We start from the raw sequence: 25,279 nt of genomic DNA, 5'->3' as shown, positions 1-25,279 counted from the left end.
ATTTATTTTGCCGTATGAAGCAAATGAATCCGCGGCTTTTGTTCCGCCGCACTAAACTGTACTTCTGAATTCATCCGGTACACCTGCCGAATCATATCCGATGTCATTACTTGGCCGGGCGTTCCGTACATCGCCTTTTCTCCATCCTGCACCACAACAACCCGGTCGCTGTAATAAGACGCCTGATTCAAATCATGCAGCACCATCATCACTGTCATGCCCATCTCGCTGTTCAATTCGCGCACCAGTTCCAAAACTTCATGCTGATGCGAAATATCAAGATAAGTCGTCGGTTCATCAAGCAATAAAATTTTTGGACGCTGGGCAAGCGCCATTGCAATCCACGCGCGCTGCGACTCACCGCCCGATAATGAAGCGACTGTCCGCTCCTTATATTCCATCAAATGTGTCTTCTCAATCGCCCACTCGATAATTTCATGGTCGTCCGCCCGAAGCTTCTCAAACCATTTCTTATGCGGATAACGGCCGTACGATACGAGATCAAACACCGTCATATCGGCAGGCGCCTGATTCTTCTGGCTGAGCATGCACATTTTACACGCAATCTGCTTCGCACTCATCGACTTCAAATTCACGCCGTCGAGCTCCACCTTCCCCGCAAAATAAGGAAGCTGGCGTGCCACCGCTTTCAATAAGGTAGATTTACCGGAACCGTTCGGGCCGATAATCGACAGGATTTCCCCTTCCTTCACCTGAAATGAAAAGTCGCGGATAATAGTTTTCTGATCGTAGCGAATGGATATCGAATCGACTGTAAACATTTAAAACACGCTCCTTCTCATTAAATACAGAAAGTACGGGCCGCCGATGACCGCCATCAAAATACCCGCCGGAATATCCATCGGTGCAAACAGTGTCCGTCCGCCTGTGTCGGCAAGCAATAGCACCAGTGCGCCGAGCGCCATACTCATCGGCAGCAGAAACTTATAATTCGAACCGACTAGGAAACGCGCCATATGGGGCACAATCAGACCGACAAAACCGATCATTCCGATTGCCGCAACAGACACAGCCGCCAGGAAAACCGCCAGAATCGACAGCAGGATGCGAATCCGGTTGACATTCTCGCCTAAATTCATTGCGACCTGATCACCCATCCGGATGACGTTCGCTTTCCGTATAGCAAAGAATGATAAAATCCAGCCGACAATCGAATATGGCAGCACCATCGCCAAAGCAGAATTCCCTTTCGCCGCCAGACTGCCGTTCATCCACTGCACAGCAGATGGAAGGCGGTCACTGTACATAATCGACAGATAGCCGACCACTCCGCCGCACAGCGCATTCACTGCCACACCCGCCAGAATTATCGTAATCGGCGACATTCCGCTGCGCCGCCATGCCAGGGCATAAACCGCCGTCGCCGCAAGCATGCCGCCAATGAAAGCTGCAAGCGGTATGAACTGCGTGAACTCCGGCATCGCGAGCATAATCGCCAGCACACAGACTGCCGCACCGCTCGTCACACCCGTCAATCCGGGATCTGCGAGCGGATTACCCATCACTGCCTGCAATATCGCGCCTGACACCGCAATATTCGCACCGATCACCATCGCCAGCAGCACACGCGGCAGGCGGATATTCCAGATGATCGTATCGTTTACCGCACTCTCTGCAGTTTTAAATAGTGTCTGTAAAATTTCAGGAACTGCCACTGTCACACTGCCTAAGCCGATTGCCACAATTCCTGCAATCACAGCCAGCGTAAACGTAACGCCTACCGTAAATCCGCTCCGGGAGTTTGTCATCGCCATTACTCCCTTCTGTTACTCATAAAAGTAAGTAGAAATCTCCGTTAATGCCTTCTCCGCATTTTTGATCGACGTTACACCGAATACTTCATAATCTAAAATATGGACGTTGTCATTCTTATAGGCAGACAGCTGTTTCCACGTCTCATTCTTCTCTACTTCTTTTTTGAACATGTCTTCAGACGCTCCGTGATCCCCGGACGCCAATACTAAAATAATATCCGGATCTGCCACGACAACTTCTTCCATATTGATCGGTGAATACGTTTCCTTCGCCTTTAACACCGTAGTTGCAATGTTTTCCGCACCCAGCCGTTCAATCAGACTGCCTACATAAGATTTATCATTCATCACCATGAATGAATCCGACGTGCCGATCATCAGCATGACACTCGGAAGTTCCTTGCCTTCTCCCTGCTTTACCAGCTCATGCTCTTTCGCCGTCAGCTGATCAAGTACTGTATTCATTTTATCTTCTTTGCCAAAGTACGTGCCCAATGCTTTAAAACTCAACTTTAAATCTTCAAATGAATCCGTCGGCAGATAGGCAGCCGGCAAATCCATGCCTTCAATCGCTTTATCCAGCGTCGTACGAAGCGATTCGGCACCCAAAATTACGTCGGGCCTAAGATTCGTCACCACTTCCAGATCCGGTTGCATCGGCGAACCAATCCGCTCCACCGAATCAAACTCTGCAGGCAGCGGATTTGTGGAAGTCGGAACTCCAACGGGCGTCACATCGAGCAGCTGCAGCATTTCTGCCAGCGGCACAGATGTGGTAATCAAACGTTCAGGAACGGTTTCAGGAAACTGTGCGATCAGTTCTTCCAGTTCCTTCTCATCTACTCCGTCACCTTCTTCAGCAGTCAGCTGCTCCTCCCCTTTCACCTCTGCCTCTGCCACTGTTTCTTTCGCTACTTTATCAGGCGCACTCTCTTCCGTATCTGACGAACAGGCCGTCATGACAGACAGCACCCCTACTAATATTCCTACCCAAACTTTCTTCAATTCTATTTCCCCCTGAATACGTATTATCGCTCTTATAATATGTTTATTGAGAATGATTTTCAATCTCGTTAACAATGATAACCATTCTCATTCTCAATTGTCAACTCAAATTTTCAATTACATGGTTTCACACTCATCAAAATGAACGATGAAGTTGCACCCGAAGCCCCTTTAATTCGCGGTATAGCTTTTTTATTCGCATAGAAAGCTGCGAACGCGCGAAAACGATCGGCAGGCGAACCAAAACGCTCACTCAACGCGCCAAACACCGACCACGCCGCGCGTAACCCGCTGCCGAACGAATCAAACCAGCCTTCCCGCGCGCCAAACGCGGCTTCGACCGAACCAATCCGGCCTACGCAAAAACAGCTGCGTGATCATTGACCCCTGACAACCGCTCATTCAGCCACGCTTCGTGATCATTTCACCCAGCCGTGTGATCATACCCACTCGCCAAGCGCTCATTTATCCCAGCCTCGTGATCATCTCTCCACACCGCGCGCTCATTCACCACAGCCGCAAACCAAAAAATCCTCGACGCGTTACACAACGTCGAGGATTTTTTCAATTGCCAAACTCTTTATAAGCGAGCACTTTTAACGCCAGCAGCTCATCTTCCGACAATCTGCTTTCATACTTCGCAAGCAGCGCCTGCTTCTCACCTGCAGACATCCCGCTTTTCATCTTACTTTGCAGCTCAGCCAGTTCGCTGACGCTGAATTTCTTAATCAATACCCGAACAGCCTGGTCCTTTGTTGTAAAAGGCAGATCCCGGTCATCTATGGTGCTTCCCTCTGCAATAAACGTCTGCAGTTCAGGATCATTTTTCACTTCTTGCCTGATTGCATCCAGCTGGCCATTGCTCTCCAGCTCTGCCTCCACTTGCCCCATCACTTCATCTGCCGCCAGTTTGCTCCCGAAATAAAAGATACCGTATCCGACCGCTGCAAGCACGACAATTGTTGTGAGCAGGATTTTAATAATTTTCAAAATAACAAGAGGCCTCCTTTCCTTCATTTATTATAGACGTTTACTACAAAATATGGTTACTTATTGGCGCATGTTATAACTGGTACGGAAGGAAAGAGAAGGCAAAAAAAGCCCGTTAACTATGCACGTTAACAAGGCTTGTAAATCATTTATGTTACAACTTAAATTGACGGACCAGTCCGCTTAAATCTTCTGCAAGCTTTGCCAGATGAGCAGAACTTCCCGCGACTTCCTCCATCGAGCTGCTTGTCTGTTGGGAAGCAGCGGATGTCTGTTCCACGCCGGCTGCAGATTCTTCCGCAATCGCTGCGATTTCTTCAATCGCCTCGCTCATTTTCTCACTGCTGGAAGCAATTTCCGCGAGATTTGCTGACATAACGGTAATATTTTCGCCGACTTCATTCACCGAATCGCTGATTTCAGCAAAAGTCTGACTCGTCGTCTGCAGCTGAGCCGTTCCTTTTTCCACTTCCTCATATCCCTTTTCAAGCGATGTCGCCACACTGCTTGATTCCAGCTGAATATTCCCTACAATATCGGTAATATCTTTGACAGACACTGCCACCTGCTCAGCCAAACTTCGGACTTCATCGGCGACAACCGCGAATCCTTTGCCATGCTCGCCTGCCCGTGCCGCTTCAATTGCCGCATTCAGCGCCAATAAATTGGTCTGATCGGCGATATTTTTAATGACCACAACCAGCTTGGATATTTCCTGGGTCTGCGTGTCCAGTCCTTTAATTTTCACAACGGCCTCCTGGACAATCGCATCGATCATGCCCATTTGTTCGGAAGAAGTTTTCATTAATTCAGCACCCGTCATGGTCTGTGTCAGTACCGTTTCAGATGACTGCTGAATCGCTTCGCCTTTACGGTTCGCTTCTTCAATCTTGGCGGTAAACTGCTCCATCTGCATAGCAAGCTCTCCTGCAGTATTCGCTTCGCTTTCGATGCCCACAGTCAGTTCCTGCATCGTTGCAGCGATTTGCGCAGATGCCGTATTTACTTCGGATGAAGATTGAGTAAGCTCTTCACTGTGACTTGAAACAGAACTGGAGACATTGTCAATTTCACTTAACATTTGCCGGACATTTTCATTCATATCATTTATCGCTGTTCCTAACTGTCCAATTTCATCTCGTCCATTCATATCCAAAGGCTCCTGACTAATATCGCCAGCTGCAATTTGCTTCATTCGATTCGTGACAATTTTAATTGGTTTTGTAATAATTGAACTTGTGATCATGGATGCCATCACACCGACGACTGCTACAGCAATTGTCACAATCAGACTCCAGAGAAGTGTTTTCTGTCCGGTAGCGATGACATCAGCTCCGCCTTCTTCCATTTTCTTCTCTCGGTCTGCCGCAATTTCATCATAGAGTCGAATCAATTCCATACTTTCTGTCGACAGGACTTTCAGGTTTTTAACAGCAAGCTCCTGATCGCCTGCTTCATATACATCTATCACTACTTTCTGCAGCTCATTTCTCCATGCTACTGTCCGAGTGATTAACTCGTTAAATTCCTTTGATGATCCAATTTCCTCTGCCTGTCCCTGTAGTTGAATGCCCAAATCAGTGAGCTTGTAAAAGTTGTCTTTATGCATTTCATCCCCGAACAATAAATAAGCCCTGATCTCTGAAACCCGAGCCGTCATCGTATTGGAAAGTTTCATGTCAATCGCCATCAAACGTGAGTCCCGCTCAATAGCATCCTCGGTTTTGTTGTTGACAGTGTTAATGGATATTCCAATATAAACACCCAGCCCTACTACTAACCAGATAATAATTGCAAATGCTGTCAGCAATCTGCCTTTCACACTTTTAAATTGATATTTCCGCTTCATTCTTATCCTTCTCTCTTACCTAAGTACTGTTTTTTATGCTTAATCGAACTTTATAATCATAAAGGAGTATACCTAAAACAGGAGATAAAGTCACTAATTAAGAGGACCTTTAGTACTAAGTAAGTTAATTCCGAATGGTTTGAATACAGGTTGAATGAAGAAAATCACTGCAAAAGCACTCTCAAACTCTTCATTTCCTCCATCGCTTCTAAAATCATCGTCAGCATCATGCGTTCTTCCATTCGCGGTGTTGCCTGGATTGCAGCATGAAGCTTATTAATTGCCGCCGACGAGCTTTCTTCCCCTGCATTTTTATTCAATAAAACTTCCAGACTCGAAGTAACTACAGGAATACTTGAATCCTGCAGATCGTGGCGGTCAATCCAGCCGTATAATTCATAAAGCGTAACAGCTATCCGGCGTTGATGCTGAAGCCAGGCAACTCCGGCACGTTCCGGCGCTGCCTGATTATTCATCTTCAGGCGTTCCTCGATCATATTGGAAATGAGCAGCAGGTTTTTGATGGCATGGGCATTTCCCCCGCCCGCTGCTTTGTCTTGCACTTCAACCGCCATCTCCTGCACGGTGTCTTCATACATTGCCCACAGGTCTTCATTCGCATCTTCCAGTTTATAAGGAAGCACGAACTTGTTGATCAGCAAGGCGAGCACCACTCCCGCAGCTACAAACAGCACACGTTCGACCGTCAGCACCTGCACCGCTCCCGTTACGAGCGCCACGGAACCGATGGCGGAATATGTCACAAGAATCGTATTGTAGCGATATACTTTCACATAAGTCATCAAATAACCGGCTGTCATCAGTAAAACAGAGCGGGCTGTATGGTTTTGAACTATCAGGAACGACACCGTAACTGCCGCCGCGCCGATGATCGTCGCAAAAATTCGGTCACGCATTTTCTTGCGGGACTGTTCATACAGCGGAATGATGACAGACAGAACGGTAAACAGCATCCAGCGGCTCTCCGGCATGTCGAAGTAGTCGATGATAAATCCTGAAATCGTAATCGCCAATGCCATCCGGATCGCATATGACAGCTTAATGGAATTCGTATGGCCCGGTTTTTCAGTAATCGACAATTTCTGAAATTTCTTCGGAATCTGTTCAAGCTTCTTGACGACATAGTAATGCTCTTTGCCAAGAGCCTGTAATTCATGCATATTGGTCCTCAGGAATCCAATCTGATTCAGCATCTCCAGGATAAATAAATCATGAGTATGCTCTGCTTTATATTTTTTCAGCACCTGATCGTATAACTCATCAAATGCCACCATCATTTCTTTGTCCTGCAAACTGTTTTGCGCCAGATGAATGCACTGAACCGTATCTGTTAAAACGGGATGGTGTGCATATTCCGCAGCCGCCGCGTCAAGCAGCAGATTAATTTTCTCAAGCGCAACGGAGATATTCAGCTTCAAACTTCCCTCTTCCGTTAAATAATAATTCTCTTCACGCTTATCATAGATCATACTGCGCAAGCCGCTGATTTCACTGGCTATCTGGGTGGACACTTCTTCATGGGGCTCCGATTTTTTCAGCAATTCTACTTTCTCAATCAACGATGTACAGATTACCTGAATTTTTTTATCTCCGCTCTTCGTCACGCGATTTTTATTCGCAAGCATTTGCACCCCCATAATCGCAAGTGCACCGAATACAAGCGAAGCCAGACGCAGCGGCATTTGATCAGCAGCCACCGGCATGGCTAACAGGAATACATACTGCAGGGAGAATGGTAAATAAATAGGATTTTTCAAATTAAATAACAGGGAATAACTGATGATGAACATCGCGACAAAGTTAATAGGAATTGCCAGCCAGACATTGAAACCAGTCAGAAACGCCGCCACTCCAATGAACAGATTCAGCACAATAAATTTCATCGTGTTGCCAGCAGGGTGGCTCGTCAAGTCCCGTTCCAGCAGCATCAGCATCGCGGTGATCGTCGACACACCGATCAAAATATTTTCATTGCCGAATGCTGCACCGAAACCTACAACAAAACCTATAATGAATACAAATAGCACAGTGTTCGTCACAATCGTTTTCTTAGTCAATTTCATACTTTCACTGCTTTCCGTTTTTTTCTGTATAGTACTTTAACATTAAAATAGTTTTTAGTAAAAGATTTGCTATTCAATTGGCCTCATTAAAAAAAGGATCCCCTAAAAAGCTGTTTTCACAACTTCTCAAAGGAATCCTTTAGTGAGTTTCAATTGGTAATGACGAACGATGCCAGCACACCCTGCTTCAATTTTACTTGATTGGCGCTGTGCAGATTTTCATCAATAACAATATAATACGTATGCCCAGTATGATAAGGCCGGCTCGGCGTCACATACATTTTATTGTCGGCTGTTCTGTTAGTAATTCCATCAACTGTCCGGCCGAATTGGTCAATTACACTGACAGGCGCATTTGCCGTATCGCCCAGTGCGCCGCTGAATGTAATGACCCATTCTTTCAATGGCTGATCTGCTGTAAGATTTGCCATCCATATTTTATACTCCTGATAAGTCACTGACACTGCCGCTTTTTGTGCCAGCAGACTCTTCATCTGCTGCAAATAAGCGCTATTTTTCACCAGCAATTTGTCTTCCGCACTCAGCTGGTTAAATCGATTTTCAGCAGCTGCGAGTGCTTTTTCAAAATCAGGTGAGAATTCATTCAGCTCTCCTATTAAACTGTCTGTGGCTGCGATCTGATCCGTTTGCGTCCCATCTTCCGCTGACATTTGCAGCTCCCGCATGTTCTTTGTCTCTGCTTCACGGTAATAAAGAGTATTTCCTTGCTTGTACAGCTGATCAAACGTCCCTTCATCCACTAGCTCGACTTGCTGCCTGTTCCCGTTCCACATGTACAAATTCGTCTGTTTATAAGGACCAAAGTGATAAATATCACCGTTATGCGCGACGAGATTACGTCCTATCTTAAACGGACTATTTACTTGCTGCATCGTCTGCTTGTTGTACGCTTTTATGATTTGGCCCTCTACAGTAGATTTCCATACCGAAACATATACAAGTTCCTTGTCATACGCACCAAATGTCGTGTAAGGACTCCCGGTATGCAGCACATCATACTTCGTACTCGTTGCGGCAGGCAGTCCCAAGTCATCGGCCGTGCGGGATTCATTCATCACTTTATCGGAAACCAATAAATATTCATACCGCGTCTGGCCCTTGCGATCAGCGAGAGGATCATTCCAGGTCGTATCCAGGTTATACCACTTTCCGTCCACTTTGACTTTATTCCAGGCATGCAGCTCGCCGCCAATAATTTCACCCGTCTGATAATAAGCCTCTACACCCAGTTCCTGCAGCAAACGCTGCGCGAGCAAAGCATATGCCTGACAGACCCCCTGCTGTTCAGTGATCATGGTATGAGCACTGTGCGGAGTCAGTTTCGTATCGAATGAATACGAATAATTTCGCGTGATAAAATCATTTACCGCAATCACTTTATCAAAATCCGTTTTCGCAGCTATACTGATATCCGATGCAATTTCTATCACTTGCCGGGTAAGTTCTTTCTCCTGTGCTGATGTGTGACGGTAAGTAAATGTAAGCACAAGCTTCACCTGCGTCTGTTGACCGGAAGAATATCTATATTGCGTACCCCAGCCCGCAATGGTCCCGCTCATGTAAGATCCATCATTAAACACGTCATGTAAAAGCTGTTTCAGCTCTTCTGAATGGGAGGCGGCGTCGAAGCCACTAGGACTGGCAACTGTATAGCTGACTTGTACAGTATCTTTGAACTGTTCTGTTTGCGTCTTAACGTATGTTGCCAAATCCTCAAACCGATCCAGCTGAACGACGTCTTCTGCAGCAGCAAGAGGTGACTTTGCAATGAAACTTCCCTCAACAACCGCACCTGTCCGGTCATCCATCTCAACTGCAAGCGCACCTGCCTGCTGCCAGTCATCCGCCGCAAACACCGCCATATTCCCCGTACATAATGTACTTCCCAATAAAACAGCCAACAGTAGCAGCTTCCTCATTTAGTCCAACCCCCTTATATAAATATCTATCTTTAGTTGTCATTATTCAAATGATTCGTTAGGCACATGTGCTTACTTAATATTATCCAAATCTTTACTTTCTGTCAATATGACGGGAGAGTAATAGATGTCAATTTGGAGAAAAATGATACATACATTTTACCCGACAAGCGAGAACGATTGGAGCGGTGAGCAACTACTTTGGTTCGTGCGCCGGCTGCTTTGGAGCGGGAATGCTATCGTTACGAGCGGTGCTGCGGGGTTTTGGTTCGTTCAATCCTAACTTACGCTCGGTTCAGCGGCACTTTCGCGCGCTTTCGCTGCCAGCCTTGTTGAAATAAAAAAAGAGCTGTCAGTAAACATCATTTCTGACGTCTGCTGACAACTCCGTTAATCATACTTCATTTCTATTTCACGCCCGGCTGGCTAAGGCTTTCCCCGTCGTGACTTTACTATCTTCGCTCGACATAAATTCTATACCCCACTCACCATTCCAAACGAACGACATAACTCCCATGTACGAACAGCTCATCATATGGCACATAATCTGAACGCACTTTTATCCACGGAGCTTCTGCCAATTGATCATCCAGGATAATTACAGGCATGCCGGATTTAGGATAACTGTAGACATATGGCTGACTCGTACTTGGATCACGGCGGAATTTCAATGGAATATCATCAATTTTTGTTAATCCGATTTTGGCTTGATTGGCCAGCTCTCTACCGCCCAGCGCCCGATCAATCCGATACATATGTCCGGCATTCTTAGCTCCCCAATAGGGATCGGAAGCATATTTCACATTCATGCCAACCGCTTTATTGCCAAAGTTTGTCCCGTTTGCATATCTGCCGGCCGGCGGCAAATAGTTTCGGTTCAAAAAAGCGTTGATCAACTCTTCGATATTATCACCGACCGTATTAAATTCCTTTTTAACCGGATTGTCATCGCTCACATACAATCCGAATAGATTATTATACTTCTGTGCATAGTTGCTCATGCCGTATTGACTTTCATTCTGCGCGAGGGCTAAAATATGCAGCGCATTGACATGATATTCTTTCTCATATTGTTTTAATTCGGAACCTAACCCGATCAACTTACTTTTCACAGAAGCGTTTTTGTAGATGGCGGCTGAAGTATTCTCCAATTGCTGCAGTTTCTCCAGAATATAAGCGTCCAGTTCCTCAGCCGTGTAAATCGTTTCACTGCGCATCGGCAAGTATTGGAAATATTGATGCGCGATGCCGACTTGCTGACCCGCAGCATTTGTAAAGTGACTGCCGTCTGTGCTGTAATAATCTACACCGTCTCGCATGAAACGCGGTGCCAAGCCGGCTTCATAGACACCTGAAGTCCCCGCATTATGCGAATAAATCGAGTGATAGAGCGAGCCGTTCGCAGTATAATAGTGCGAACGATTTTTGATCGTTTGGCCAGGAAGCAACCGGCTGTTATCATGCTTAATATAATAACGGATTCCCGCCAGCTCAACCTCGACATACCCATCCGTTGAGTCCACGTACAGCAGCTCCGTATCTGCAGGCACATAAGTAACTTCCCTTTTCAATGATTTGTCCGAATAAAGAATCGTCAGCGAGCTTCCATTCGCGGACTTCGTCGACACTAATCCCGACGGCATATAGATGATAGTCCCCGATTTTAATACCGCCTGATTTGATGCCATTTGGCCGGCTGCCTCTTCGAAACTATTGAACTTCCGCACAACAGCTGTTGTCCCGTCCGTCTGCACATTCACCAAATCATATGTAATCTTCTCAATCGTAAATGTCTTAGTAATGCCTTCCTTCAATGCTTTCCCGTTACGGTTTTTGACGGCCTGCGTAATATGTATCGTGTACGTCTCTCCTGCCCGGTAATTTCCCGAAGGCGGCGAAATCTGTACAGTTTCATCAGAATTAATGAAGGTAATTACATTCGAAATCGATGCCCCTTTCGAATCGGTAATATAAATAGAATCCTTACTGACAGTTGATCGATCCGCAGGCTTGTTAAATGAAATTTTCCATGTCTTATCGGGCTTCACATCATCTGCATGCGGCCATACCGGCGCAGCACTGACATTCAGTGAAAAGCCGATCATTACTATAATGATAGCTAAACCAGCCGGAATAAGTTGTTTTATAAACTTCATAGTCAATTACCTCCTTTTGCTGTCGATTATACAGGTTTTCACTATAAATGCCAGACTGATTGTTATGTATTTACATAGTGTATTGAATGTTTCGCGAATGGGGTTTCGACTATATAATCTCAGGTCTAAGAGGTGCATCCAATGAACCAAACATCTTCTTAAATCAAAAATATCGCAGAAAGTCCGAAATACGACCTTCCGCGATATGATTTGTGCCTTTATAAATTATTGAATAAAAAATCCTGCTTAATCGAATTACCGTTCACAAGCAATCCCGTCTTTATCGCGGTCCATCTTTATATGAAGATTATAAAGACTAGGCGATACAGTTGGCTTGTACTTCGTTTTACCGCCTTTGTTCCGAACTTTTGCATTCATCGCGACACCGCCCGGATAAGCTTTGTTCAACTCTGTACAATTTTTATATTTAGCCGTGGCCGCTTCTGTTGATTGGATAGGCGCTACTAAAAGAGTTACAGCGAATGCGGAAATGGTCATGGATTTAATAATTTTCTTCATAAATAGTCTCCTCGGATTTATTTAAAATGTGTCACTCATATTGATCGTTTTAAATATACAATATTATCCAATGAAAGTAAATAGCCTTTACCATTTACTTACGACAACCCACGCATTCCACATCCGCTGCTATAAACTTCTTACTCTTCTTCTTTTACGCCAAAATTCCGATTCGATCTGTCCTTCATAATCAGATACGTAGCGGAATGATTCATCTCATTAATCATCAGTTGATTGGTTCTTCCATCTATTAAATTTTTGAACTTACAGGCAGTCTGGTAACGGCTGTTGAATGAATAATAACTGACATCCACCTTAAATTTAGCTCCGTTGATGAAGGTGACGCAAGTTCGTTTTGCGTCGATTTCTATGTAGCTTTGGATGTGATAGAGCGCAAACCAGATACAGTCCGGCTTATGCGGTGACTTGCTTGGAAAGAAATAGATGTTCAGTATTTCATTGATCAATGCAGGCGACATAAACACTTCACCCAGGATGACTTTGGCGCTGTCTTTCGCACCACGCAGGCTGGAACCATAATAGCGGAGATTTCTATCTATGACATCAGTCGGCTTTTGCTGAACACGGTGCAAGTCATTGCCTTCCATCGCAACTGACTGCAATACCCCGTCCTCCGTATACTCTGGGTAGATAACAGCCGTTCCCTTTGAAATAATAAAATTCTTAGACATTTTCATTTTAATTTCCTCCTTTTGGTTGATATGCTTTTGAATTTAATAAAAAAGGAGTATACTAATAAAGATTGGTATACTCCAATCGATTTTCTCCGAGTGGGTCTTCGAGGACTGTCAACACTCGGGGATTTTTTCTGCGCTTACATACAAATTACCTCACCTCCTTTACAGCCACAACAAGAAAGCCGACCACAAATGAAAGCACATTATGATCAACTCCACCCACCTTTACTATTTTCATTTCGTGCATACACATAATTTGAACTGCGACTTTTAACCTTCTATTTTACCTATCATATCCTAAATAAATTAAATAGTCTATCTATTTCGGGAAATATTTTTTAGATATAGAGTTTTCTTCCTTTCCTTCTGACAAGCCGGTTCCGACAGCTGGAAATGACCTGCGAATTCAGCTACTGCGATTGTGCGTTTTCTAAAATTTAACTTCGACAGAAAACCGAATTCAGCCGGTCCCCCCAACAATTTTACGTACTTCAAAATTAGAATACAGACATTCGTTTTGTTCTCTCCGCTCTCTCTATGATGGAGTCACCCAGGGAATACAAATGTGTCGTGCACGGCCTGAAGAGGTCGCATTTATGGAGAATTTTGACGATGTATCCGCACAGTATGAGCCAATGATTTCTGCAGTGATTAGAAAACTGAATATTTATCGTGATTTTGAAGATTTTCGTCAGGCTGGATATATTGCATTATGGCAAGCGTGGAGCCGGTTCGACAAAGACAAAGGAAATTTCACGCCCTTTGCTTACCGTTCGATTTACGGCGCCATGCTGGATGAGATGAAAAAAGAAAACCGCTATAGTGAACGGCAGGCCCCTGTTGACGATCAGACACTAGAACTAATGGAGAGTTATTCAATGGAAGAAGACAGGTTTCCCGAATTGGACAGCGTATTGAAGACGCTCTACGCAGAGGAAAAACAGTTATTATCGATGCTCTACACTGAGAAAAAATCGCAGACATTCTGCGCGGATTTCTTCGGCATCTCCGTAGCAGGCGTCAAGAAGCGGCGGGAGCGTTTGCTGAAGAAACTGCGGGAGAGGCTGACAGAAGTAAAGCAGGACGATAATCTTTAAGATGAATGACTCCACTTTCCCGACGTTTTTTTGCTGCACGAATAAAGAAATGAAACGTGAATAATAACTGAATAAAATGAAAAGCCGCGTGAAATCAAGTTGCCAGAACCTTGATTTCACATGGCTTTAAATTTCAGATTATTGATAATAGAGACATTCAATGTATTCACCAACAAAAAAAGTCAAATTCGTATCAAAAAACAGCGTATTTAACTACATACATTAGTAACATATATGATAAACTAATCATACAAAACTTTCATACTATACACGACAAGTAATATCAAGTGAGGAATTGCACATATACTTCTTAATAAAGGGCAAAGGAGGTCCATCTGTATATGAAGAACCCACATTATATTGCCGCATCCAATGAACTGTGCAGAAAGTCTGGGATGGATCCTAATACAATTTCATCTCCCATACACTTTTTAGAGGAAAAAGGACTCACGGACAAACAGAAATTTTACAGCGAAATACTGTCTGTCATCAACTACTTCTCAAACAAACTGCTCAACACATTAAAAGGCACCCCTATCCTCGTAGTTGTTTCTGATGCAGATGGCTACCTTCTTTCAATAGAAGGAGATGAATCGATTAAGTCCATGAGCGACCAATTCGGTATTAAACTCGGTGCACAATTTACAATTGAAGACACCGGAACAAACGTAATAAGTTTAGCGCTTCAGCAGCTCCATCCTGTCAGTCTCATCGGAGATCAGCACTATCACTATCCCTTTCATAACATCGCATGTTACGGCACTGCTTTTCACAATACAGAGGAAAATAACTTGCTTGGAAGTATTTCATTGATGATGCCTCTGTCTTTTCAAAATCCACTCTATCTTTCCATGCTGCTTCAAGTAGTAGATTCCATCGAACGTGAGCTGCTGCTGCGCAAGCAGAACAGAAAACTTGATACCATGAATCAGATAATGCTGAATCGTACAGGCAAAGGAATTATCATTACAAATCCAAATGGTATAGTCACGGAATTTAATGAGTTTGCGGAAAAGCTTTCAGATAAAAGCCGCGAGTCTCTGATGGGCATAAATATTACTCACTCTAAAAGATTAGGCAAGTATTTCAAAGAGGTGCTGGAGAAAAGAACGGTGATTAACAACGAAGAAATTTCATTTGAAGATGCAGACGGCAATCAATTCATTTGCTTATTTGATGCACAGCCAATTTTTGAAGAGGAGAAGATGATTGGCGCGTTTGGCCAGCTGCGTGATATAACTGCCCGGTATCATTTACAGCAAGAATACAACTATTTGGCATTCCATGATGAATTAACCACGCTGCCCAACAGACGTTTCATCAAAAATGAAATCAATAAAATAATAGAAGAAATCAACAGCGGCAAACAGCGGCAGATGGCTCTTTTATTCATTGACTTAGACCGCTTTAAAATCATCAACGATAATTTCGGTCATTCCTATGGTGACGCATTACTTTTTAAAGTCAGCGAGAAACTTTCAAAATGTCTAGGAGAAAACGATCTGCTTGCCCGGATGGGCGGGGATGAATTTATTTTTCTGCTGACTGATTTTGACCATCCCGACTACAGCATTAGAAAAGCACAAGAAATATTGCACGTATTTGATTCTCCCTTTCTGGTCGAGAATAAGGAATTGTTTACAACTGCCAGTATCGGAGTCGTCCTGTCCCCTGATCCCCCCGTATCTATGGAGAAACTGTTAGTGTATGCAGACAATGCGATGTACCGGGCAAAGAAACAGGGGAAAAATCAATTTATCATACACACGGACGATTTATCGGATGAAATGATTTCAAACTCCGCACTTGAAATGGACTTGCGGGATGCCATTGACAGAGAAGAATTTGTGCTGTATTACCAACCGCAGATTCACAATAAGACGGGTCTGCTGATTGGTTTTGAAGCACTGATTCGCTGGCAGCACCCAAAATTGGGATTACTATCTCCCGCGCGGTTTATCAAACTAGCAGAAGAGACCGGTTTGATTACACAAATCGGGGAATGGGTAATCAAAGAAGCGACGATACAAAACAAGAAATGGCAAGATAACGGTATGTCGCCTGTCAAGATTTCAGTAAATTTGTCTACCCAGCAATTTCTTACACCGAATCTTGTAACTTTTGTTGAAGATGTGCTGGAGCGGACCATGCTCAGCCCGGAATATCTTGTGATTGAAATTACGGAAAATATGGCAATGGAATATGACTATTCTATCCAGGTGCTAAAACAGTTGAAATCACTCGGCGTCGGGCTCAGCATCGATGATTTCGGGACTGGCTACAGCTCTCTGAACTACTTGAAAAACTTCCCGATCGACTACATCAAAATTGACAAGTCCTTTGTCAGTGAAATTCTGAAAGATGACAGCGGCACTATTATTGTCAATGCCATTATTACGCTGGCACATAATTTAAACAAAGAAGTTATTGCTGAAGGAGTAGAAACTCAGGAACAGCTGGATTTCTTAAAAAGCCGCAATTGCGATGTCTCGCAAGGCTATTTTTTCAATAAGCCATTGCCGAAAGAGGAAGTAGAGAAGATTTATATTATTTGATTCACCAACAATAAATTCGCGACCCTCTGCTCAACTGATAGAGGGTTGTTTTTATGCGACCCTTCTTACGCGGTAAATCCATTGTCTTTCGTCAGCAACTTGGAAAACTTTTTTTCAATCAGCGCGCTGTCCCCAAAAACAAGTATCTGGTCTCCCGTCTGCAGTATTTCCTCAAACAATCCTTTCCGGAGCACCTTGTCTCCCCTTCGGATGAATAGCGCATGCACGTCATCTTCTTTCTTTATTAGCCGGCGGCAAGGTTCTCCAATGAACTCGCAATCCTTCTCGATCAGCAACAGCGCTACACCGTCTTGTTCTCCAAGCTCAAGCGCATTTTTCAGAGGCCAGTCTTCGAGTTCAAACTGCTCGTCCATTCCATGCTCGAACTTTCTTTCGAGAAATCGGAATACGATACGCGTCCGCAATACCAAAATCATGAAAACCAGCAAGATGATCACAATGGCCAGCAGCCGGACTTTTAGATCATTTACAAGCAGTGCAGCAATCGACGAAATAATGACTGCAAGGGAGAAATAACCGAACAGTATCACCGCGGCACTGAGCCGGCGTCGAATCGGATGGTCGATGATCAGCGATGATTCGTCTGTCGTAAAGCCCGTTCCTGTCAGCATCGAAATCACCTGGAACCTCGCAATCGTCTTCTTCAGCCCTGTACTCATAAACAGCACTACCGCCATCTCAATGACCAGCCAGACAATCACGCATATAAAATCATGAACAGAAAATCCTTCACAGCCATTCCCCCTTTTCCGATATTCTTCCCAAGCCGTCACGTATAAATTCCTATTAAATGAGACAAGGTAAAAAGAAAAGGGGGGCGCACCGATGCTTGAGCCTGTATTTCAGCATGCACATTGGAAATGGATCAGTCTGGACACGGCCTCTCCACAGGATATTGCCGCATGTCGTGACATGCCGTCAGCAGGAGAGCGCTGGGCAAAATCGATTCATTCTCAATTAAACAGTAATTTGGAGATGGATACTTCCGAAATAGGTTGCGAGTCGATGTGGGGCTCCTTCGTTTATTCTCAGAACACCGAAATCCGTAACGAGCAGACAATCCTCCACTACTTTGTCGCGGCGGACACGCTTTTGACATGCGGTTTCGACATAGCTGCCCTTCCGCGTCTTTCACAGCAAAATCTCAAGAAACAAATGAAGAGCGCTGAAAATGCCATCGAAGGTTTCATGGTCCTGCTCGGTGAAATCACCGCCTCCTTCCTGCAGGGAATCGAGTTATTTGAAGACCGTATGCATGATCTTCTTTGGCGGATCAAAATGAAAAACGACGAACCGGTCTTCGCACAAATCCTGGACAACCGACACGAAATTCTTGTCTGGAAAAATCTCCTCATCCCGGTAATCGCCATCCGGGAGGCAGCACAAGAAGCATTCGGCAGCAGCGTCCAGAACGGGATCCATTACCAGCGCACATGCCGGCGCCTTCAACGCTGCCGCCAGACCATCCGGGAATACGACGAAGAAATCGGCAAACTCATCGACCTGGAATCCGTCATCTCCTCCCACCGCGGCAACGAAATCGTCAAAACATTGACCGTCATCACCATGCTTTTCACCCCCGTCGCCGCCTGGGGAGCCTTATGGGGAATGAACTTCAAAATCATGCCCGAACTCAATTGGAAATATGGCTACATCACTTCCCTCCTCATCATCTTCCTCTCCACCTGGGGTCTCTATTATTACCTGAAGAAGAAAAACTGGATCGGCAGTGTGTTGAAAAGCCCGAAGGATGAGAAGTTTTGAAGGCCTTTTTTGATGGTGCCTGTGCGCCACACAATTCGAACACTATTCAGTTAATTCACACTTCTACTTCCTCCTCAAGTTCTGCCAGGCAGTAATCAGTGTATTCTTGCAGAGACGCTACTGCCGGCGGGTACATATATGACAGCAATGTTTCCGTGTCCAGAAAGTCCCACCCCACAACTTGACGGCCGGCGTAGACAGGGAAGGAGCTGAATGGATAATCAATGAGATCATTGACCATCGGAGTCTGTGTTTTAATAGGATTTCGATGAATATAACGGCTGACGGCCAGGGCACCCTGGGGGCTTTCGATCAGGATGGGGTGATAGCGCTGTTGATAAATTCTGCCAACATGGTTGTAATGCCTTGAATAATAATCGCTGTATCTCCGGTTAACATGACTCATAATACGAGACAGCTCATCCTCCGTCTTGATCAAGAGATGATAATGGTTCGTCATAATGCAAAAAGCAGCCATAGAAAAGCGAAACTTCTGGTGCGCATGACTGATAATCCGCAGTATATGATACATATCCTCCGGCGTTTTAAAAATATTCTCACGGTTATTTCCCCGCATAATCACATGATAATACACATTCGGCCTCCAGTTTCGTTTTCTACCCAAAAAGCTTCACTCCCCCCGTAAATAAAGACTACTGTAAAATCGGACTGCAACTCTAAAAAAAGAAGCTCCTGCTATTCCCGTTTTCCCCATATTCTCCACTACACTCACACCCTTTTTCATATAATGATTTCATCGTAGACAGAAAGTGCAATCCTGTCAAAAAAGAAAAAACAAGTTTTAGATAGAAGGAAAGATGATAGGTAAACGGTTCTTCATTCTTAAAACTAATTTTTGCATTATCTATACGATTTAAAAATGAATTTTCTTCCATTCTTAACCTGCTGAATACAACCATCCTAAAGAACAATTGGCTAATCTAAATGTATGCAATTCAGAATAGTGTTCAATTTGTATGCTGCACAGGCACCGTTCAACCCTACACAGGCACCGTTCAAGCAAACCTTCAAGCATCCTTTCAAACACAATCCATACCAAACTTTTACACGGCCTCCACAGTCTGTTAACAATTCTCCTTTATAGTTGGAATTGATTACAAATACAGGAGGTCGTTATGTTGAAGAAGAAATTTTTCAAGAAAGTCATTCCAGTTGCAGTGCTTTCGTCTGTTGTGCTGGCAAGTATGATCGGAACAGGCGGAAATCCAGTGGTTTCTGCAGACGAGACCAAGAAGGACGACACACCGGAAATCAAAAATGTCATTTTCCTAATTGGAGACGGAATGGGTGTTTCTTATACATCGGCGTATCGTTATTTCAAAGATGATCCTGCAACCCCTGCTGTTGAGCTGACTGAATTCGATAAGTATCTCGTCGGCCAGCAAATGACATATCCTGATGATGATAATCAATCCATTACAGATTCAGCCTCAGCAGCAACTGCTATGTCATCAGGCATCAAAACGTATAACAATGCCATCGCGGTAGATAAAGATAAAGAAAGAGTAAAAACGGTTCTGGAAGCAGCGAAAGAAGCCGGAAAATCAACTGGACTGGTTGCCACTTCCGAAATTACGCATGCCACACCTGCTGCCTACGGTGCTCATAATGAAAGCCGAAAGAATATGGACGAGATTGCCGATGATTACTACAATGAACGGATTAACGGCAGCCATACGATCGATGTCCTGCTGGGCGGCGGTAAATCCAATTTCATTCGGAAGGATGTAAATCTTGCAAATTCATTCCAGGAAGATGGCTACAGCTATGTCACTGGAAAAACGGCATTGTTGAGGAATGACAATGATCAAATACTTGGATTGTTTGCAGACGGCGGCCTTCCAAAAATGATTGACCGTTCTGCAGACATACCTTCATTAGAAGAGATGACAACAGCCGCGATTGACCGGTTGAAAAAGAATGATGATGGATTTTTCTTAATGGTGGAAGGCAGCCAAGTCGACTGGGCGGGCCATGCCAATGACGTCGTCGGTGCAATGAGTGAAATGGAAGATTTCGAGAAAGCATTCAAAGCTGCGATTGATTTCGCAAAAGAGGATAAGCATACATTGGTTGTCGCGACAGCCGATCATTCCACAGGCGGATTTTCAGTAGGGGCCGACGGGGAATATAACTGGGATACTGATGTGATTAAAGCGGCGAAGCGCACACCTGCTTTTATCGCCCAGCAAATTGCAGACGGGGCTGACCCGACAGAAACGTTAAAGCTCTATATTGACCAAGAGCTGATGCCTTTGGAAGCAGATGAAATTAAGAAAGTGGTCGATGCCGGTGCGAAAAGCAGCGATATTGAAACGGCCATAAAAGCTCTCTTTGACAAACGCTCCTTCACAGGCTGGACAACCGGCGGCCATACAGGAGAAGATGTTCCTGTTTATGCCTACGGGCCAGGTAAAGAACATTTTGGGGGATTGCTGGATAATACGGATCATGCGGATATTATTTTTGAGATTGTGGATGGTGGGAAGTAAACAGTTCTCGATGATTCTCTGGAAGGTTCACTGGATGACTCTCTGGATGGTGCCTGTGTGCAACACAACTTAGACACTATTCTGACAAACACAATAAAGGGCTCTTTTCTGCAAAGGGCTGAAGAAGCAATCAGTAGCATCCTGGAGTGTAAATGCTTTCGTCTATTCGTTCCTCCTTTTCACTGCTATTCCGGTTATTTCATTGTTTATTCGGGTATAGGTAAGAACAGATCAAACTATGAGGAGGCATCGGAATGGGCAGAGAACAGGATGAATATTTTGAGGACCGTGCCGGAACAAAAGACGCACGCTATCACGTCGTCCCTCACGATGATGAGTGGGCAGTGAAACGAGAAGGCGAAGACGAGCCGGTCTGCACAGCTGACTCACAGGAAAAGGCAATCGAAGAAGCAAAGCAGCGTGCGGAAGAAGACGGAACGATGGTCTACATCCACAATGATCGTGGACGGATTGAGGAACAGCTGGATTTTAAATAAGCGCCGAAATGGAGCGCACACAGTTCTAACACTAATCTGATAACTAAAAAATCCCTTCTCCAATAATAAAAATTGGTGAAGGGATTTTTTTTCGGTTCCTTTTTCGGTGCCTGTGCACCACAATTTAAAAATGAATTTTCTGCTATGCTCAGCCTTCTGAATACTTTTTAAATATGTGACATACGCAAACTAAATTAAAAAAAGCCAAGTATCCCATAGGACAATTGGCCAATCCAGATGTATACAATTCAGAATAGCGTTCAAATTGCGTGCTGCACAGGCACCTGTTTGGCACCTCGGCACTTCCCAACTTCGCCAATCTTCAGCGGTATTTCTCCATCACCAACCCGGCAAGCCCCGCTTTCTCCAAATACTCTTTCGGCGCAAGGAACGTAACAGTCACTACTCCGGGATGACGGCCAATTTCTATCGATCCCGTAATAGTTGCCCGATTCATAATTTCCGGCACAGTCACCTCAAAACAATCTGCTGCGCGCTCCAGTCCATTGTCAGTCGCTTCATTCAGCGTACAGCCCGTGCCTACGAAAGAAACCGGATATGACTCTTCCATCTGCGTCACACCCCACTGCCCCGCCACCTGCATCGCCGATTCGCGTTCTTTTTCAGTGAACGGCTTCGCAGTATACGGCAAATCTTCCACATTTGGCAACAATACAGGACCTTCCAATGAAACGCCTTTCAGCACTTTCACCTGCAGATGAACCAATCCTGACACATCCGTTGTGTGTCCCGCAATTTCTCCGTCACCCTGCATCGCATGCATATCACCAAGATACACACCTCCGCCTTCGACTTTCACAGGGCAGATCAGTACAGCACCCTGGCAAACGCGGTTAATATCCATATGGCCATCCGTACGGTGCTCGTCCAATTCTTCCTTCGTAAAAGCAAACGCATGCGGTGCTCCTATCAAGAACGAACCAAAATCTCCTGCATTATGCGAGTCCGGCATCGGAGCAGACGGCGTTGTTCCCAGCTGACCAAGGAACGGCCGCATCCTAGCCATAACTCCCGGAATATCCGACGGAGCAAATGTCACAATTGGATTTTGAACAGACTCAGCTGGCGTCGCCATGTATGAACGTCCATTCGCAGCTATTTCCTCAGCCGCTTCTTTAGGAAGCGTGACGCCAACAGTTCCGTTTTCATTGAAAGCCATTGTATATCCATTCGTAAAAACAAACGGCGTAATATCTGCATGACATTCCGAACAGCGGATTGCTTCCGGTCCGATTCCGTCAATCACAGTCTGAGGATTCAGCGTATCGCATTCCGGACAACGAGCAGCTACGAATGGATCCCCAAGAAAGCGGCCTTCTACCGGCTGATCATGGCCAGATGCCGTAGCCTTCGAAGTGACTTCAATTGATTTAATGAAAACTGCAATCGCATCCCCTACCTCTGCACCTTCCACATACACAGGCCTCGTCACCTCATGACCGCCCTTAATACACGGCGTTATCATCGGCCCCCAGCAGCCCGGCGCTGTATTCGCCACAATATGCCCGCCGTCTTTCACAGGTCCCAGCATGTCGAGTGAAGGATTCAGCAACCCATCGATATACGAGTTCACAAACACCGTCTCTAAAGCATTCTTCAAATGAACCACTCCTTTTTTTCATATTTATCAGTCATCTCTTAGTTTGCGTTAGATAAATAGAGTTGTCAATGAAGCAGCTACTGCTGTTAGTTTTAAACTATCTTTCTAATAGAGTATATATAAAAAATCAATATATTGGATAGAAAGGAGAGGCACAGCGCAGATTAAAAAGTGCGGAGGAGGCGATTGAGAACTTGCTTCAAATGGTGCGTATCGACAGAACCGCCCAGTCGCATCGCTTTTCTTTCATCTCAGGACATAAAAATCTTCCAACCAATAAACAAACTATACCTTCAAAGTAGAATAATCTAGTAATTGAAGGCGGAGCTCTTTTGGTTAGAAGACTCAAATAACATTTCCTTTTTCACAGCTATCGAAAATTCATTCAGAAATCCATTCGATTCCTAAACTCATAATATCGTTTTTCCACGAGGCTGGACATTCTTCATCACATAATACGACATCTACTTCAGATAGCGGTGCGATTTTGCATAGTGCTTGGACGCCTATTTTGGATTGGTCAGTGAGCACGATCACTTGTTTAGAATTAGAAATTACTTTTTTCGACAGAAGGCATTCATTTAAATTATAATCACTTACCCCTTTGACTAATGAAATGCCTCCTATTGAAATGAACGCTTTATCCAAATTGAAATTATCTAAGACGGGTTCAGACAATTGCCCGCTAATTGACTGTTGAATGGGGTCAAGAGTACCACCCAATAAAATTACTTCACCAGAGAAAAGCTTCTTATTGAGTGATTCCATTAGCGCGAGCGCAACTGGAATACAATTGGTCAATATTCGCACATCTTCTTTATTCACTATTTGAAGAGCCAACTCTGCGGTAGTCGTTCCTGTATCGATAAACACCGTATCTCCGTCTGAAATAAGATCTGCTCCCAGCTTGCCTATTTTTTTCTTCGCGTTGGTGTTAAACTCTGTTCTATTTGAAAATGGAGGTTCACCCATCTGATATCCGGATTTAATTGCCCCTCCATACACTCGTTTCAACACGCCTTCTTCTTCCAAAAATGTTAAATCTCTTCGTATGGTTTCTGGAGATACTTTAAATTTAGCAGATAGCTCAGCTACTTTTAATTTACCTGTCCGATTCAATTCATCCATAATTTCTAATTTACGTTCCTCTGATAATAACAATATACAACCCTCTCCTAGCTTTTCACTTTTATAAAATCTTACCATAGTGCAGAGATGGTTTTCTTGTCTAAGAGTTCTTTATCTACAATATTTATCACGTAATTCCTTTACTGCTTTCACCGATTCCTTTACTCCCTCATCCTGATCCCGCAACATTTGCTCCAGCAAATCTTCTGTTGGGTAATAGGAATCTAAAGGCGCTATCAACTCTATAGGATAAAACGGCTCCTCCACTTTGAAAGCACCGTCACCAGGCGAGCTTACCCCGCCCGTTCCGATTGGCCGCTTAAAAGTAGATACGTAAGGATGACACATTTCTATATTGACTCTTTGCAATGTTGACTGCTCGACTAAGATTTTGAAACATTCCTCAATATCAATGTTTCCTTGCCCAATAGGACAGCCACTTACCCGATACTCTTCCCCATCATGAATTAGAAAATGATCTTTAAAATGACTGGATACGGAATAAGGTGCCAGCTTGCTAACTGTCACAACCGGATCTTCCCAAGCCATCATTCCATTTCCATTATCACATAATGCTCCAACCCAGGGGCTGTCAACCGACTGAATGACTTTGATAATTTCATCCGCTGTTTCTTCTTCATGATTTTCAATCGCTAATTTAATTTGATACTTTTTTAATAAAGGTACAATTTTCTTCAGTTCTTTATAGGCATTATCCGTTTTTTCTTTATCATAAATCCCTCTATTGATATAAGTTCTGATCACATCGGCGCCAATTTGATTTGCTACTTCAATCACTCTTTTGAGGTGGTCAAATTCAATTCCACGCGAATCAATCTCACAAAATAAATGATATTTCTCCAGCATTTTTTTCACTTTCGCTAAATGATCCGGATGAGCGTTCCCTAACGTTCCCCAATCAGGATTCAGATTCAAATCTTCAATAATATTAATTTGTACACCGTCTAACCCTAATTCCACAGTTTTTTGAATAAAATCGAATATATCCATTCGGTGATGTTGAAAAAAAAGATGATAACTTTCTGTTTCTAAACCCAGTTTCATAA

The 25,279-nt window shown here is 44.3% G+C and carries 21 protein-coding genes; 6 read left to right on the top strand and 15 right to left on the bottom strand.

The window, feature by feature from the left end:
• Positions 1 to 2: 2 nt before the first annotated feature.
• From NCCP2331_RS10515 to NCCP2331_RS10485, 7 genes are all read right to left on the bottom strand, one after another.
• Positions 3 to 782 (bottom strand): ABC transporter ATP-binding protein, encoded by a 780-nt coding sequence (locus NCCP2331_RS10515; protein ID WP_251670552.1) that lies wholly within the window; start codon positions 780 to 782, stop codon positions 3 to 5.
• Positions 783 to 1,769, bottom strand: coding sequence for a FecCD family ABC transporter permease (locus NCCP2331_RS10510; RefSeq protein WP_309296368.1), 987 nt, complete (start codon positions 1,767 to 1,769; stop codon positions 783 to 785).
• Positions 1,770 to 1,787: 18 nt separating this feature from the next.
• Positions 1,788 to 2,780, bottom strand: coding sequence for an ABC transporter substrate-binding protein (locus tag NCCP2331_RS10505; protein ID WP_251670551.1), 993 nt, complete (start codon positions 2,778 to 2,780; stop codon positions 1,788 to 1,790).
• A 564-nt stretch (positions 2,781 to 3,344) separates the two neighbouring features.
• On the bottom strand, positions 3,345 to 3,770 hold the full coding sequence (locus NCCP2331_RS10500; protein ID WP_251670549.1) for a hypothetical protein: 426 nt from the start codon (positions 3,768 to 3,770) through the stop codon (positions 3,345 to 3,347).
• 154 nt (positions 3,771 to 3,924) lie between these two features.
• The gene (locus NCCP2331_RS10495) at positions 3,925 to 5,619 is read right to left on the bottom strand and encodes a methyl-accepting chemotaxis protein (RefSeq protein ID WP_153721958.1); all 1,695 of its coding nucleotides are present in this window, start codon (positions 5,617 to 5,619) and stop codon (positions 3,925 to 3,927) included.
• A gap of 164 nt (positions 5,620 to 5,783) precedes the next feature.
• Positions 5,784 to 7,703: an FUSC family protein gene (locus NCCP2331_RS10490; RefSeq protein ID WP_153721957.1), complete on the bottom strand. Its 1,920-nt coding sequence runs from the start codon at positions 7,701 to 7,703 to the stop codon at positions 5,784 to 5,786.
• 149 nt (positions 7,704 to 7,852) lie between these two features.
• Positions 7,853 to 9,643, bottom strand: coding sequence for a transglutaminase domain-containing protein (locus NCCP2331_RS10485; protein WP_153721956.1), 1,791 nt, complete (start codon positions 9,641 to 9,643; stop codon positions 7,853 to 7,855).
• Between the two features lie 127 nt (positions 9,644 to 9,770).
• Here NCCP2331_RS10485 and NCCP2331_RS10480 point away from each other — a divergent pair, with 127 nt between their 5' ends.
• The gene (locus tag NCCP2331_RS10480) at positions 9,771 to 9,926 is read left to right on the top strand and encodes a hypothetical protein (protein WP_153721955.1); all 156 of its coding nucleotides are present in this window, start codon (positions 9,771 to 9,773) and stop codon (positions 9,924 to 9,926) included.
• Positions 9,927 to 10,128: 202 nt separating this feature from the next.
• On the opposite strand, the gene NCCP2331_RS10475 is transcribed toward NCCP2331_RS10480, so the two are convergent.
• The 3 genes from NCCP2331_RS10475 to NCCP2331_RS10465 form a co-directional block, all read right to left on the bottom strand.
• Entirely contained in the window at positions 10,129 to 11,799 is a 1,671-nt protein-coding gene (locus NCCP2331_RS10475; RefSeq protein WP_153721954.1) for an N-acetylglucosaminidase, read from the bottom strand.
• 255 nt (positions 11,800 to 12,054) lie between these two features.
• Positions 12,055 to 12,318 carry an excalibur calcium-binding domain-containing protein gene (locus tag NCCP2331_RS10470; RefSeq protein ID WP_153721953.1) on the bottom strand — a complete coding sequence of 88 codons (264 nt, stop codon included), beginning with the start codon at positions 12,316 to 12,318 and terminating at the stop codon, positions 12,055 to 12,057.
• A gap of 140 nt (positions 12,319 to 12,458) precedes the next feature.
• Complete coding sequence (locus NCCP2331_RS10465) at positions 12,459 to 13,016, bottom strand: competence protein ComK (protein ID WP_153721952.1); 558 nt, start codon at positions 13,014 to 13,016, stop codon at positions 12,459 to 12,461.
• Between the two features lie 596 nt (positions 13,017 to 13,612).
• Here NCCP2331_RS10465 and NCCP2331_RS10460 point away from each other — a divergent pair.
• Entirely contained in the window at positions 13,613 to 14,113 is a 501-nt protein-coding gene (locus NCCP2331_RS10460) for a sigma-70 family RNA polymerase sigma factor (RefSeq protein WP_251670547.1), read from the top strand.
• 341 nt (positions 14,114 to 14,454) lie between these two features.
• Positions 14,455 to 16,668 (top strand): EAL domain-containing protein, encoded by a 2,214-nt coding sequence (locus NCCP2331_RS10455; protein ID WP_251670543.1) that lies wholly within the window; start codon positions 14,455 to 14,457, stop codon positions 16,666 to 16,668.
• A 65-nt stretch (positions 16,669 to 16,733) separates the two neighbouring features.
• Here NCCP2331_RS10455 and NCCP2331_RS10450 read toward each other — a convergent pair whose 3' ends face one another.
• Positions 16,734 to 17,462, bottom strand: a complete 729-nt coding sequence (locus NCCP2331_RS10450) for a hypothetical protein (RefSeq protein ID WP_251670542.1) — start codon at positions 17,460 to 17,462, stop codon at positions 16,734 to 16,736.
• Between the two features lie 52 nt (positions 17,463 to 17,514).
• Between NCCP2331_RS10450 and NCCP2331_RS10445 the strand changes: the two genes are divergently transcribed.
• A complete protein-coding gene (locus NCCP2331_RS10445; RefSeq protein ID WP_251670541.1) occupies positions 17,515 to 18,453 on the top strand; it encodes a magnesium transporter CorA family protein in 939 nt (312 codons plus the stop codon).
• 55 nt (positions 18,454 to 18,508) lie between these two features.
• On the opposite strand, the gene NCCP2331_RS10440 is transcribed toward NCCP2331_RS10445, so the two are convergent.
• Positions 18,509 to 19,078 carry a transposase gene (locus NCCP2331_RS10440; RefSeq protein WP_251670540.1) on the bottom strand — a complete coding sequence of 190 codons (570 nt, stop codon included), beginning with the start codon at positions 19,076 to 19,078 and terminating at the stop codon, positions 18,509 to 18,511.
• 511 nt (positions 19,079 to 19,589) lie between these two features.
• Between NCCP2331_RS10440 and NCCP2331_RS10435 the strand changes: the two genes are divergently transcribed.
• Positions 19,590 to 20,966 carry an alkaline phosphatase gene (locus NCCP2331_RS10435; protein WP_251670539.1) on the top strand — a complete coding sequence of 459 codons (1,377 nt, stop codon included), beginning with the start codon at positions 19,590 to 19,592 and terminating at the stop codon, positions 20,964 to 20,966.
• Positions 20,967 to 21,220: 254 nt separating this feature from the next.
• Positions 21,221 to 21,463, top strand: a complete 243-nt coding sequence (locus NCCP2331_RS10430) for a DUF2188 domain-containing protein (protein ID WP_153720956.1) — start codon at positions 21,221 to 21,223, stop codon at positions 21,461 to 21,463.
• 322 nt (positions 21,464 to 21,785) lie between these two features.
• On the opposite strand, the gene NCCP2331_RS10425 is transcribed toward NCCP2331_RS10430, so the two are convergent.
• The 3 genes from NCCP2331_RS10425 to NCCP2331_RS10415 form a co-directional block, all read right to left on the bottom strand.
• Positions 21,786 to 23,084 carry an acetamidase/formamidase family protein gene (locus NCCP2331_RS10425; RefSeq protein ID WP_251670538.1) on the bottom strand — a complete coding sequence of 433 codons (1,299 nt, stop codon included), beginning with the start codon at positions 23,082 to 23,084 and terminating at the stop codon, positions 21,786 to 21,788.
• 381 nt (positions 23,085 to 23,465) lie between these two features.
• A complete protein-coding gene (locus tag NCCP2331_RS10420) occupies positions 23,466 to 24,245 on the bottom strand; it encodes a DeoR/GlpR family DNA-binding transcription regulator (protein ID WP_251670536.1) in 780 nt (259 codons plus the stop codon).
• Between the two features lie 78 nt (positions 24,246 to 24,323).
• The gene (locus NCCP2331_RS10415) at positions 24,324 to 25,277 is read right to left on the bottom strand and encodes a sugar phosphate isomerase/epimerase family protein (RefSeq protein WP_251670534.1); all 954 of its coding nucleotides are present in this window, start codon (positions 25,275 to 25,277) and stop codon (positions 24,324 to 24,326) included.
• Positions 25,278 to 25,279 lie beyond the last annotated feature (2 nt).

Source organism: Sporosarcina sp. NCCP-2331, from assembly GCF_023707945.1.
Lineage (GTDB): Bacteria > Bacillota > Bacilli > Bacillales_A > Planococcaceae > Sporosarcina > Sporosarcina cascadiensis.
Note: the sequence above shows the minus strand (reverse complement) of the source record. Positions and strands in the feature narration are given on the sequence as shown.